General features: G+C 61.3%; 5 protein-coding genes. All 5 read right to left on the bottom strand.

Going from position 1 to position 14,053, the window contains the following annotated elements:
- Nucleotides 1–94: 94 nt before the first annotated feature.
- Nucleotides 95–604 (bottom strand): hypothetical protein, encoded by a 510-nt coding sequence (locus AC07WT_RS04755; protein ID WP_494946232.1) that lies wholly within the window; start codon nucleotides 602–604, stop codon nucleotides 95–97.
- A gap of 218 nt (nucleotides 605–822) precedes the next feature.
- Nucleotides 823–1,392 carry a hypothetical protein gene (locus AC07WT_RS04750; RefSeq protein ID WP_494946231.1) on the bottom strand — a complete coding sequence of 190 codons (570 nt, stop codon included), beginning with the start codon at nucleotides 1,390–1,392 and terminating at the stop codon, nucleotides 823–825.
- Nucleotides 1,393–1,394: 2 nt separating this feature from the next.
- A complete protein-coding gene (locus AC07WT_RS04745) occupies nucleotides 1,395–1,865 on the bottom strand; it encodes a hypothetical protein (RefSeq protein WP_494946230.1) in 471 nt (156 codons plus the stop codon).
- Nucleotides 1,866–1,980: 115 nt separating this feature from the next.
- The gene (locus tag AC07WT_RS04740; RefSeq protein ID WP_494946229.1) at nucleotides 1,981–2,502 is read right to left on the bottom strand and encodes a hypothetical protein; all 522 of its coding nucleotides are present in this window, start codon (nucleotides 2,500–2,502) and stop codon (nucleotides 1,981–1,983) included.
- A 1-nt stretch (nucleotide 2,503) separates the two neighbouring features.
- Entirely contained in the window at nucleotides 2,504–14,020 is an 11,517-nt protein-coding gene (locus AC07WT_RS04735; protein ID WP_494946228.1) for a beta strand repeat-containing protein, read from the bottom strand.
- Nucleotides 14,021–14,053 lie beyond the last annotated feature (33 nt).

Here is a 14,053-nt window from a genome sequence, read left to right as displayed (position 1 = left end):
GCGCGGATCTTTTTCGGGAAGCCAACCTTCTTCAATCCGCTTGACGAGCAGCGTATCGTTCCACGAACCTCTTATGGGTAGCCTTCGTTGCTCATCAGTAATCGTGCCAATCTTCCATTCCTTTTCTCCGTCCCATTAACCACCAAGTCTCAACCTTGCCGGTTGACGGATCCACAACGCCAGCCCGAAAGACAGGAGGCTTGCAAGCATGCTCTGGAATCGGGCAATGCACCACTTTCCGCACAATCCCTTGCTTTAGCGCAGCAGCAACAGGAAAGAAGATCCAGAAGTTAGTTTCGCAGTCAATAAGCGCGTCCCACTCAGGAGGTTGATCTGGAAACGTGCCTGGAAGCACCCGGATTAACGACCCCATGGGAGCAATCTTCTTCACGAACTGGAAATATGCATCCCCGTTCGCGGTCTTGATAGCGAATACATCCCCAGCCTTAACCATCACTTGAATCCCGGATATCCGACCGATTGCAATATCGCGGCCCGTCTGGATAGAGAGTTCGCATAGACCGGGTTTGTGGTAGCGATACTGTTGATCTTGTTGAGCAACGAACGAACCGCCGTTCTTCCCTAACCCGTTATATTCGATCAAAACCTGTTCAACCGCTCGAGCATCGTCACGTGATTCCCTTGGAGACCAGGTATGGGATCGATTTCGATGCCCTTCTGAGACAGGTGTGCCGCCGATCGAGCGTCAATATTATCGGTGATACCGCCGTATTGCGTCGTGCCATCTTCGGCCGTCGAAAGATGCACCGTCGTCTTACCTGGATTTGGTGCAACGCTACTGTTTGTGGCAACTAATCGAGCCTATTTTTTCAAATTTATCCAATAGTCATAAACTTCACGCAATCGCGCTCCCGATCTGGTTCCGTCAGCTATTCCCCACGCAAAAGCATTAGCAACCCTTACAGGATTGCTTGGCAAAAATCCCTCGCCAACTATCACGGGCTGCCCGAAGTCAGCAAGCTTTCTATTTCCCAACTGCTGCTCCCATTTGAGCGACGGAAAATTTTGTAGCGCCACTTGCCCGTAATACATACCCACATAGACAGCAAGTGTTTTTGTCTCATCGGTCAGGTCCCAAGGAGCAATTTCCGCTGAACCACTAACGTTGCGCTTGAGTGCATCCATTTCCTGGGAAGTTAAATCTCTTTTTCCAACCTTCACAGAAAACCAGTCGCCAAGTGAATTTAGCGAATCAGGGGAATAATCAGGACTCCATTTTTCGAAGCCGGACGTGCTCCTGACAAGCTGCATAAGCTCTTCGATGCAATACGGCAAGTTGCCCATGAACCATTCGTAAAATTCAGTCAGTTCCTTTTTGTCCATCGATGCAAATGCCGTCGTGACAGGTGTGTAGCTAGTCGTAAATTTCATAGTTAATGCGTCACAATTTTAATCCCGGCCTTGGTCAGCGCCTGGCTCAAGGCTGGAGATGGCCCAACTTGACCCGTAACGGGGCTACGATAGAAATTCCATGTTACGCCATTAACCGCACCTGTATTTAATAGCTCTGCATCTTTAGAAACCTGAAGTGCCGTGGCTGCGTCGTACGTGACGTACCCCACCTTCCCTTCATTGGCCACGTTGCCCGGGGCGAGTTGATCAACTACGCGCGACCCTTGAGTGGTTGGGAATGTCACTTGAGACTGGCCACCCAGCGCCTTAAGCGCATCTTCTCCAATTTGACCGGTTGAACCGATACCTGTCGGCGGATTCGGAGAAACGACTCTAGTCGATCCATCGGACGACAGGGTGTAGTAGTTGCCATTGCCGCCTAGGTATACAGGATTGCCGTAGGCATCGGACGTGCCGGTTGGCGTGTAGGTCCCACCTTTTGGACCTGTCACCGTACCATCTGAGTTTTGCGTGTAGCCTGTGGGGACATTCCCTCCCGCCCCGGCAGATCCTCCACTCTTTGTGGCAACAAAACTACGCAGCGGCTCCTTCGCCGAACAAGGGAGATCACTTTACGGAACTGACACGGCGCATGGCTTCCGACGCGGCCCAGAAGTCGTGAGGAAACAGCGAGTCTTCGGGAAGCCCGACAGTCGTCACGAGCTCGGACATCTCGATAACGTACTCCCCATGCACACACCACTTCGCGGATGCCGGGAAGATGAGGTAAGCATTAGTGTTCGAAAGGGCGAACGTGTGTCCGAACACCTCACCAGGCTCCTTGTTAAGCGCAGCAATGTATTCCGACTCGGTTAAGTCGGCATCCAGCCGAATGACTGGATACACACCAAACTTCTGTACAAAGTTTGACGTCTGGGCCTGCTCAAGATCGTAGAAGTAGATCGCCTTATCGCCACTTCGGCGTGCGAGATCAACAATGAATGTCCAGAATCCTTTCACCAGAAACTCTAGCCAGTCGAAATAACGGTGTGACGTGCCGGCCATCTCTTGACCTACCTGCCAACGCCTCAGGCAGGCTGCTTGGTTCGACAGTTGCTGGTACAACTCGGCGTCAGAAATATATTCCATTTCACTGTCCCTTCAATCGAATCTTGCTCACCAAATTGCCGTTGACTCGATAGTCAACAGAGGGCCCGCCCGTTGACGTAGCGTTGTTGCGAACTGTGTATTGCACACTACCATTCGTGTACAGCGTTACGTCGTTCGCGCCCCCCTTTGGGGTGGCGGTGAATCCAGCATCTAATAGGTTTTGCTCGAATTGGTTGCGTGTAAGGCCAATATCGGAATTGGGAATACTTCTGCCAATTGTAGAGCCGGACCATGCAGTGTTGGACCCGGTCGATGAGTTGTTTGTGGCAGGTGCTTGACCGGTGGCCGAGCCTCCAGTACTGCCCTGTAGTTCACTCTCTCCATTATCGCCGCCTTTCGACAGAAGCGCGCTGGACGGGCCGCCTGGCCCTCCCGGGGATGCAGACACATAGCACAACGGCGGATCACAAACCGTCACGGGTGCTGCTCCGGTTGACGGCGGATTAGGCCCATTGTGCGACTGAATTTGTCCAATCAGGTCTTGCGCATTAGAAAGAACCATTGAAGTAACTGCCTGCCCCGCTGGATTGCCCGGCAACCACGGCATGAGCGTATATGCTGCGGCGATGAGCTCGTGGGTCAGCCCTCCGCTTTTCGCCGCTGCTTGCGGGTCCTGCGTCGAGTTGTTCAGCGCTTCATTCTGCGCTGCGCTCACGGCCCCTTGCACGTTCTGACCAGACGCCGCCGCTGCGCCGCCGCCAACCAATGTCGACAGAGCTGTTACCAGTGCCGTCTGCCCCGTTGTCAGGTCCGCACCGGTCGGATCGATCGCCTTGATCACATCTGGGGCAACGATCGCACTGGCTGCCCCACCAATGGCACCGCCGACACATCCGGTTCCACTTGCCGACGACAGAGCGCATCCCAAAGCTGCATGGCTCGCGACATACAACGGACTCGATGGGTCTGGATTGCCATTTTGACCGTTGAATTCGGTCCCGATCGCACTGGCGCCGACAACACCTGCGTCCGCGATTACGCTGTTCTCAAATGCTCGACCAAAGCTGCCTCCATACACCGCAGTGTCGATGCCTGCGGTCACCAATCCTCGCTCAGCAATCGTCCCCAACGCTTGCCCAACTTCGGTCGCGGTAATAGTGCCGTTCGCGATCTTGCTGCCGATCTGCTGAAGACCTTGCGTTCCAGCACCCAGTGCGGAGAACGCACCAGCGGTCAAGGCTCCGGTTAGGCCAGCTTCCAGCATCTGACCGAAGTTGAATCCATCACCAGATGCAAGCTGCCCTGCGGCACTGCCCGCCATCGCGCTTAGCGCGCCAACCATCATCGCCATGGGAAGGGACATGCTGTCCAGAGCAACACCCAATGCCGCCGCAGCAGCCCCTGCCGTCACAATCGACGCCGCAATCGCAATCGCCGCCACAACAAACGTCGGCAACCCTCCGCCGTCCTTCACGAAGTCCGTGTGCAGGTTGTCGCTAACCGTGGTCTGCGTGAAGTTCGTGCCAAGCTGCTGCTGAAGTGCAGCCAACGCCTGCTGCGTGCCCGCCTGATCGACCGTGCCGTCCGCGTTGAGCTTCTGAAGCGCGCCGCCGATCTGACCCAACGTCTGCACGTTGAGATCCATGTTCGCCGCGCTCATGAAGCCGCCCGGCTGAACCGTCGTACCCGTGGTATTGACGTAACCGCCCTTCACCTTGGCCCAGATCTGGCCAACGTCCACCTGATTCGCCTGGTTGGTCAACGTGTCGGTGTTGACCGTCAACGTGTTGGAAGCCGTGATGCTTCCGGTATTCAGAATGCTGCCGCCGCTACCCTTATCAAAGTTAAGCGTGACGTTCTGGCCTGAGATATTGCCCCCCGCCGACATCGCACTCGTGTTCTGCGGCAGATAAACCTGCGGCATCAGCGCAGTAATGGTCGGACAGGTCGCGATGCCTGTCGCCGTACACGTCGGGTCCGGCACGGTCTGTTCGACGTACCAGAGCATCGGCTTGTCGAGCGCGTTGATCTGCGTCTGCGTCAGCGCATCGCCCAGTTGCAGGTTGTTCGTCTTCGCATAGTCGAGCGCGTTCTGATACAGGTATGCCTTCTCCTGCTCTGTAACGGATGTGCCAGTCTTGCTGTCGTACGTCAGCCCGTCGATAAAGCTTGCCTTGCCTGTTTGCTGCAATGCCGCCTGCTGCAGCATCAGATCCTCTTCCTGCGGGTTGTAATAGAACAGCGTGGAGCTCGGCTGAAGACTGGTCGGCAGTGCAGTCAGCAAATCCTGCGGGCTCAGATTACCGAGCGCAGATGTACCCAGAGAATTATCGACATACGAAGCCTTGCCCGCGACCGGCGTCGGAATCGTCCCACCGACCACACGCGGCATAGACAGATTCAACCCCGGCAAACTGACTGGGCTAAGCGAAATCACCTGCGACGGCGCATTCACGCGCGGCGTATAAGTGTTCGCCGTCGTGATGCCGTTGATGAGCTTCTGGCCGGTCAGCGTCACCGACGTGCCGATCACATTACCGACGTTCTGGATCTGACCGCCCGAAGTAATCGACAGATTCGGTGCCTGAATCGTCGCAGCAATGTTGCCGACTGGTTGCGGCGGATCGATCGTGCCGCCCGTGCTTGTATAGGCACTGCCGTAGAGCGCCGTACATTCCGCGGACGACCCGCATGCCCACACGTCGTGGCGCTTGTCGCTGCTGAACATGCCGGTTTCCTGCACCCAATGCGAGTGCCAGTAGGCGTTCAGTGTTTGCGCTTCGTTGACCACCGGACCGGCAACCGAAATCGTCGCCGAATTGCCTGCCGCAATCAGGCTGCCGATGTTGGTCAGGCTGCCCGCGTTGATCTGCAGGTTGTTGCCGGCGCTAATGACCGACGAACTGCCCGATTGCTGATCGACATAGCCTTCGCAGTAGCTTTCCTTGTAACCACCCGCGGTCATACAGCCCGAATACTGTTCCTTCGATCCGTAGTTTTGATGCACGGGCACGGGTGGCGGCAGGTTGTTGGTAATCGCGCCCGAGACGTTGAGCGTGATGTTATTGCCCGCGACGATATTGCCCGATCTGTTGTTGAGGCTTTGAGCAGGCGTGGTCGAACTCGCAGTGGTACCGACGCCGCCAACGACAATATTGTGACCAGCGAGGATGTTGCCAAAGGTATTGTCAATCTGACCTGCCGCAATCAACAGGTCGTTGCCGGCGTATATTGTCGCGCTCTGTTGCGCGTAGCTGAAAGCAGTGGTGGTTGGATTGCCACCGCGGAAACCCATGCCTGCCGCACATTCGCCGCTTGAGACGCCCGCAGCGCATCCCGGCGAAGTGGTCGTTGACGTAATCTGTTGCCCCTGATTCTGGAACGATTGCGCCGCCTGCGCATTGAAATTGCGACCGGCGTAAATGTTGCCGCTGTTGACGAGATTTCCGCCTGCCATGTTCATGTCACGGCCAGCCACTACGAGGCCCTGTTGGCCAAACGTGGTCGTCGTGCTTGTAATGCTCGCCGGCACAGAAGCACTCGTGTTGAACGTCGCCGTCGTCTCGCCACCGACGTATCCACCTAGCGCGTACGGGATAGGCTGGTTGTACAGTCCGACGGTCCCGAGTGCATTCAGCTGCGCCATGAAGGCGGCAAGTTGCCCGGCGTCGACGGTATCTACAACCTGTGCAGTCACATTGCCCAACGAACCGTTGTTGAGTGACTGGAGGTTAAAACTGACGTCAACCCCGGCGGAGATAATTCCGTCGGCATTCGAGAGCGAACTGGCGGTTAGATTGATGCTCCCACCTGCCATGATGGTTCCGGGCGTTCCAGCACCGGCCGCTGTGATAGCGCGGTCAATGCCTGGCAGCGCGATGGTCTGGATAGGAACGCCGGCCGACTGTAATGAGCTTCCGATTTGCGTCGGCTGAGTCAACTGTGCGCCGTACATCCCCGTCAGCGAGGTGTTATATGCGACGTCGAGCACGCCGTTCGCCAGGTCCGGACCGAGCTGCGAAATCGTGGCATCACTCGAGAAGGTTGCGTCGTAGTACGAGCCGCCGTTTCCGGCAGTGAACCCATAAACTGTTTTTGTCCCGACGACAATCGACCCATACAGCGCTGGGTTATCGGCTGCAGAGACGACCTGCGTATATGAAGTCAACCCACCCTGTACACCGTCGTTCACTACCGACGATGCGTTGATGGTTATGTTGCCCGCCGCCGAAATCGTTCCAGCCGTATTGAGCAGAGTTCCGGCAAGCGAGAACTGCATGTTTCCGTTCGACTGCGTCGTAGACGATTGATTGTCGTAATTGCCCCCGCTAATCAAAAGTGTGTTGCCGGCCTCAACCGTTCCGCGATTCGTCGTGTTCCCGTTCAGCGCCAGCGTGCCATCTGCATGCATCACCGCGCCAGCCACGTTATTCAACGTCCCGTTGAACGTCACGTCACTGCCCGTGACCTGCCCAAAATTCGTGAACGTGCCATTGGTAGACAACGTCAACGCTGCCGTGCCATTGATCGTCGCGTAGTTACTGATGCCATTGAGCCCGGTCAGCGACACACCTTGCCCACCAAAATTCCAGTTGCTGCCGACGTTGATGAAGCCGGCGGTCAACCAAAGTTGCCCACCCTGGCTGATCGTCCCCTGCGTCGGATCGAACGTCATGTTCGACGCGCCGATCGCCATATTGCGCTGCGCGAGCAGTTGACCGCCCGCGTTATAAAACGAGCCGTCACCGCCGTTGATCGTCAGTGAAACATCCCCCGTCGTGGGTCCGTTCGGCGCATTCGGATTACCCGCGAAGACGATCCCGTTCTGGTTGTTCAGCGTCCCGGTATTGATGGTCAGGCCGTTGACCGCCATCAACGAGCCACCTGCGTTATTCAATCCGCCCGCCACGCTGACGTTGGTCGAAGCGCCGTTCACGAGCCCCGCATTGGTGAAGTTCGTCGCATTGACGGTGGTCGTCGTGGTCGACGCCAGCGACGCGTTCGACGCATTGGTCACGTTCGGCGCCGACACAAACAACGCACCACCCGACAGCACATTGCTGGCGTTATAAAAACCGTTCTGCGAGGTCAGCGTCGCAGCGCCCACCACATCCACCGCGGACCCAACCAGCGACAGCTGATTCGACGCCGTCGCCGTCAGCGCGCCGCCCACCACCACGTTGCCGAGCGTGACGTTGGTGCCGCTCAATTGCATGTTCTGCGTCGATACGAGCGTGGTACGGCTCGCATCGAGCGTGCTGCGCGCGGCCACGGTCACCGTCTTCGAGCCGCTTTGCGATCCGCCGAGCGTCACGTTGTTACCCGACAGCGAGAACTGCCCCGCTACCGTGCTGGTGCCGCTCAAGGTTAACGTCTGGCCCGCGGTCATCGTCGTATCGCCGTTCGACGACACGCCTGCCACGCTGACGTTGCCCGTCGTACCCGTAACGTTCACCGTGCTCATGGAAGACACCGCGCCCGCCACGGTAGCGTTGTTGGCGGCCTGAATCACGACGTTGCCGCCCGATTGCAGCGCGCCGCCGAAGCTCACGCCGCCTACGCTGGATTTCGCCGTCACGTTGCCGACCGCCGTGGTCGCACCGAACGACATATCGCCGTTCGACGTTGCGCTGAACTGGCCCGCGCCCTGAATGCCGCCGAGCACAATGCCGCCGCCCGCCCCGATCGTGATGTCCTTGCCGAAGGTCAGCGCGCCGCCTCCGTTCACCGAACCGCCGGCGTTGATAGTCGCGAGACCGAGACCGAGGAATGCGCCGGTCAGTGTCGCGGTGCCGCCTGCATTCAGCGTCGTATCTCCGTTGACGAGTTCGCCGCTCAGCGCCAGCGCGCCGCCGGAACTCGCCGTGAGGTTGCCCTGACTGGTGATTGCACCGCCGACGCTCAGATTGCCGCCCGTCGCCGTCAGCGTCACGTCGGCATTCGCACCGATCGTGCCGTTTGCGATGAGATTGCGGCCCGCCGTGACGGTAAGCTTGTCCGTGCTGCTGGCATTTCCGCCGATCGTCACATCGCGTGCAGCGCTAACGGTCACCGCCGCGCCCGAAGCGAGCGCGCCGCCGACCTTCACATCACCCGCGCCGTTGCGCCCTTGCGCCTGCAACGCGATCGCGCCACCTGCTTGCGCGGAACCCATCGACAGATCGTTGCCCGCCGTCGCATTCAGCGCGCCATTGGTCACGACGCCGCCCAACACGCCAATACTGCCGCCCGCGTTCAACGTCGCCTGCTGCCCGAACGCGACGGACGCCGCGCTAATCGAACCGCCCGCCGTCAACGTGCCCACGTTCTGCGCGCCGATGCCGCCGGTCAGCGACATGTCGCCGCCCGACGTGAGCTGCGCATTGCCGCCCACCGTCGTCGCGCCGGAGAAAGTCAGCGCCTGGCCCGCGCTTGCAGTCAGATTGCCTTGCGTCGTGACATTCGCGGCACTCGCATTGCCGTTGGTCGCCGTGAGCATCAGGTCACCGGCCGAGTTGACGTCGGCAAGCGCGATATTGCGAGCCGCAGCGATCGTCGTGGTGCTGCCCGTGTTGATCGCGCCACCTACGCCGACGTCACGCGACGCCTGCAGCACCAGCGTCCCGAATGCGGTGGCCGTGCCGCCGAGCGTCACATCGCCGCCTCCCGCGTTGCCGCTCGCAGTCACGGCGAGATTGCTGGTCACGGCCTGCACGCTGCCGAGGCCGGCGTTGTTGCCGCCCGTCACCGTGACGCTCGCGCCTTGCAGTGCGCCGGTCAATGCAAGGTCGTGCGATGCGCTCAGCGTCGCGGCTTGAGCAAACGCAGCGGTGCCCGCGCCGGCGATATCGTGCGATGCCGTCAGCGTGCCGCCGAGTTGGCCTGCCAGCGCGCCGGTCAACTGAATGTCGCGGCCCGCTTGCACGGTTACGTCTTTAGCCGCGTTGATCTGGCCACCGAGTTGCACATCGAGCGCGGACGTCAGATTCAATGCACCCGACGTGGCCGTGGTGCCGGTGAGCGCAATACTGCCCGTCGCCGCCGTAGCCGTCAGATCACCAGCCGTGGTTTGCACGATGCCGCTCGCCGACACGTTGCGTTGAGCAGCGAGCGTGAGTGCATCGCCGGTGGTCAACGAACCGCTGACGAGCACATCGCGCGCGCCGCTTAAAGTCACTACGCCAGGCGCAGTGGCCGTGCCGGTGATAGCCGCATCGCCGCCGCCCGCGCTGCCGTTTGCGGTCAGCGTCAGGGTGGTCGACGAATTGACGTCGTGCAGCGCGGCGCTGTTGCCACCCAGCGCATTGATAACGTTCGCCTGCACACCGCCGGTCAGCGCAATATCACGCTGCGCCGTGTAGTTCGCCGCCTGCGTAAACGCTTGCGTACCCGCGCCGCTGATGTCGCGCCCCGCCGTCACGAAGCCGTTCGCCTGGCCGATCAGCAAGCCGTTCAACAGCGCGTCGCGGCCCGCATTCAACGTCGCGTCGCCGACTGCACTCGTGCTCGCGCCAAGCGACAGATCGAGCCCCGTCGTGATGTTCAGCTTGCCGCCGCTATTGATACCGCCCGTCGCATTCAGACTGCCCTGCTGCGCATTGAGCACCGCGTCGCCGACCGACTCGACCGCGCCTGCGACATTGATATCGTGTTGCGCGTTCATGCCGACCGTCGTGCCGCTCGCAATCTTGCCCGTCGAGCTCACGGTCACGTCGTTCTGCGCGGTCGCCGTGACCGCACCCGCGGAAGCGACCGATCCGTTGACGGTAAGGTTGCCCGGCCCTGCAGCAGGGTTCGTTCCATTCGCAACCAGCGCGATTGTGCTGGCCGACTCGACATTATTGACGCCGATGTTCCCCGCGGCCGTTACTTGAACGGCCTGACCCTGGATCAACCCACCCTGTGCCGCATCACGGCCCGCATTGAGCGTGGCCGCCTGCGTGAAGGTCATCGTGCCCGCGCCGCCGATATCACGGCCTGCAGTAACGATGCCCTGCCCTTGCCCGGCGAGCATGCCGGTCACATTGACGTCGCGTGTTGCGTTCAGCGTGGTGTCGAGCGCGACGGTAGTCGTGCCGCCGAGGTTGACGTCGGAGCCGGCCTGCACGTTGAACGCGCCGTTGCTGGCGATCGTGCCCGTCGAGCCGACGCTGCCGTTCTGCGCGGCCAACGTGGTGTCGTTAGCCGACTGGATCGAACCGCTAATGCCGATGTTCTGGCCTGCGTTCAGCGTAACCGCCGCGCCGCCAGTCACCGCACCGGTGATGTTCAGATCCTGAATGGCTGCCAGTGCGAGGCGCGATGCCGCCTGCACGTCATGCAGGGATGCCGAGCCGCCCGCCGTCGTCTGCACCGAGCCGCCGCGCAGCGAACCGGTCAGGTTCGTATCGCCGCCGGAACTGACGTTCGCCGCGAGACCGAACGCGCTGGTCGCCGCGCCGGCAATCGTGCCGCCGGCCGTCAGCGTGCCGTTGCCCTGTGCGACCACAGAACCGTTCATCGTCAGGTTCTGGCCGGCTTTGACCGTCAGGTCGCCGAGTGCGGACGTGCCCTGTGCACCGAGGTCGACGGATTGCGCCGCGTCGATCAGCAGATTGTCGCCGGACTGGATGTTGCCGGTGCTCGTCAACGAGCCGGCTGCGTTCTTCAACGTCACGTCACCGTTCGACGCGACGCTGCCCGAGATCGACGTGTTGCCGCCGCTCGTCACGCTCAATGCGTTCGCGCTCTGCAACGCACCGTTCACCGACGTATCGCCGGCTGAGATCAGCGACGCGGTCGACAGCGATGCGACGAGGCCGTTGACCGCCAGCGTGCCGCCGTTCGCCGCAACCTGCAGCGCAGAGTTCGCCTGCACGTTGTTCAATGCCACCGAGCGGCCTGCCGTCAGCGAAACGCCAGCGCCTTGCAGCGCGCCGGTCACCGACAGATCGTTCGCCGCCGTGACATTCGTGTCCTTGACGAAGCCGATGCTGCCGCCCGCGACCACGTCATGCCCCGCGTTGAGCGTCGCCGCGCCCTGGCCCGCGAGCGTGCCGCCGATGGTCAGATCATGCCCGGCTGTCAGCGTCGTATCGCCGGTCACGCTCGTCGCGCCGGTCAGCGCAACATCCTGCGCACCGTTGACGACGAGGTTCGACGCGCCGTTCAACGTGCCGCCCGAATTCACGCTGCCGTTTACCGCCGCGACCGACAGATCGCCGACCGCCTGCACGGTGCCGCTCGTCGCCACGGTGAGGTTGCGCTGCGCCGTCAGCGCGACTTGCGAACCGCCCGCCAGCGTGCCGTTGACGAGCACGTCGCGCGCCGCCTGCACGTTCGTCGCGCCGACCACCGCCGCATTGCCGTTGAAGGTCACGTCACCGCCGCCGCCCGGGTTGCTCGTGATCCCGTTCGCCGCGATGTTGAACGCGCCGCCCGCCTGTACATCGGCGACGCTCGCATTGTTGCCCGCCGTCACTTGCAACCCGTTGGCCAGCAGCTTGCCGGTGAAGGCCACGTTCTGGCCGGTGGTCAGCGTGCCGCTCTGGCCGAAAGCCACCGAACCGCTACCCGTGAGATTGTTCTGTGCGTTGAATGCGCCGTCCCGCTGCACGATCACGACGCCAGGCACGTCGACGTTACGTCCGGCGCCCACCTGCGCGTCGGTGCCCACGAGCAACGAGCCCGCTACCGAGATATCGCGCGCCACGTTGGCGGCCAGCGTCGACCCGCTGGCGAGCGAGCCGCTCACCGCGAAGTCCTGCCCGGTCGTCACCGTGACCGCATTCTGCGCGGTGGCCTGTCCGTTCACGCTCACGTTCTGGCCGGCACTCAACGCAAGGTCATTGCCGCTCTTGACGGTCGCGTTGGTAGTCACGCTGCCTTGCGTCGCGCCCAACGCCAGATCGCTCGACGTTTGCAACGCCGCGTTCACGTTGACGTTGCGTTGCGCGGTGACCTGCAGCGTGCTGCCGTTCGTCTGCCCGCTCACGTTGATGTCGCGCGCGGCCTGCAGGCTCGTCGCGCCGCTCATCACCGAGGTGCCGTTCAGATTGATGTCGCCCGCGCCGTCGTGGCCTTGCGCGTTCACGGCCAGCGCGCCACCCGTCTGCACGTCGCCGAGCGTGACGTTCGCGCCGCCGGTGATCGCCGTGTCGCCGTTCGATTGCGCGTTCGCCACGTTGACGTTGCCGCCCGCCGTCACCGCGAGCTTGCCGCCGGTCTGGATCGTACCGGTCGAGGTGACATCGCCGTTCGCGTTGATCGTGTAGCCGCTGATGCCGACGTGCGCACCGGTCATCGACAGATTGCCTGCGGCCTGCAGCGTCGCCTGCTGTTGCGCGGCCGAACCGTTCACGGTCAGATCGCCATTCGACGACAGCAGCAGGTCACCGGTATTCGCCGCCATCTGCGCGTCGGTGCGCACGCCCATGCCGGCCGCCGTGCCGATCACCTGGATCTGGCCGGCGGTCATCGCGCCGAACGCGGTGGCGTCGATCGCGAGGCCGTTGTTGGCGCGGCCGTTCGCGCCGTTGATCGCGTTGGCCGTGTTGTCCGCACCGTTCGCCGACGTCGCATACGTGGTGCCAGTGCTCGTCACCGCCGAGGGCAGCACGAACTGGCGCCCCGCAATCGCATTGATCCGCGAACCGGCATACAGCGGCGCATTGATGCCGATGGTCTCGCCGATCAGGTCGATCGTGCCGACCGTGCCTTCGATCCCCGCGCCGGGACCGTTCACGCCCGCGTTGCCTTCGATCTGGATATGGCCGCCGGTCACGCTATAGCCGACCGCCTGCGCGTTATTGAAGTCGGTAACGGTGCCCTTGAGGTCGCTCAGGAACTGCGGCGTACCGGTCGATAGCGTCACGCCGATCGTATTCGTGAACCCGGTTCCGTTCGTCGTGATGCCGTTCGGGTTCGCGATGATGACAGTGGCGGGCGCACCGAACACTTCCAGCGGTCCGTTGAGCAAGCTCGCATACGCTGCGCCCGTCGACGTCACCTGGTTGACGATCACGCTCGCCGTACGGCCCGCGAGATTCGGATTCGCCTGCAAGTCGCCGCCGGTGAGCGACGTGCCGGCCATCAGGCTGTTGTTCAGGATCAGCCCGACCGGATCGATGTTGAAGCTCTGGTATTTGTTGAGCGAAATCCCCGCTGCGTTCGGCGCCGTGATGTTCACGACAGGCACGCCGCCGCCCGCGCCGGTGGTCTGCGTGAGCTTCGGCTGAAACGAGATCGGTGCGGTCGGATCGACGATCGGCGCAGCCCGCGCCATTTGCATCGCAAAGCGAATCCGTACCGCGCTCAGGTCGATGATGCGTTGCCATGCTTCGTCATCCAGACGATGGCTGCCGGCGGCCAGCACACCAGCCGCGTCACGGCTCTGCTCGAACGTGATCGAGAGCGGACCGGCGAACAGCGTCAACGCGACGAGCGCCGATATCGCGCGCTGCCACACGCGATACGCACGCGCAGGCATGGGCACCGACCAGCGCAGCCGTGCGGACTGCATGCTGTTGTCGTACCGCTCGTCGTGAGCCTGACGGTTTTGCTCGAGTTGTCGTAAAGCGTAGCGCGTGGACGTGTTCATGGTGCTCTCGTCTTTTTCTGGTTTTTTTACTTC

It is taken from the genome of Paraburkholderia sp. GW821-FHT02A12 (genome assembly GCF_059422005.1).
Note: the sequence above shows the minus strand (reverse complement) of the source record. Positions and strands in the feature narration are given on the sequence as shown.

Excerpts from the sequence above, each read along its gene's own strand:
- AC07WT_RS04740 (WP_494946229.1), bottom strand. The coding sequence starts at position 2,502 with ATGGAATATATTTCTGACGCCGAGTTGTACCAGCAACTGTCGAACCAA.
- AC07WT_RS04735 (WP_494946228.1), bottom strand. The coding sequence starts at position 14,020 with ATGAACACGTCCACGCGCTACGCTTTACGACAACTCGAGCAAAACCGT.
- AC07WT_RS04750 (WP_494946231.1), bottom strand. The coding sequence starts at position 1,392 with ATGAAATTTACGACTAGCTACACACCTGTCACGACGGCATTTGCATCG.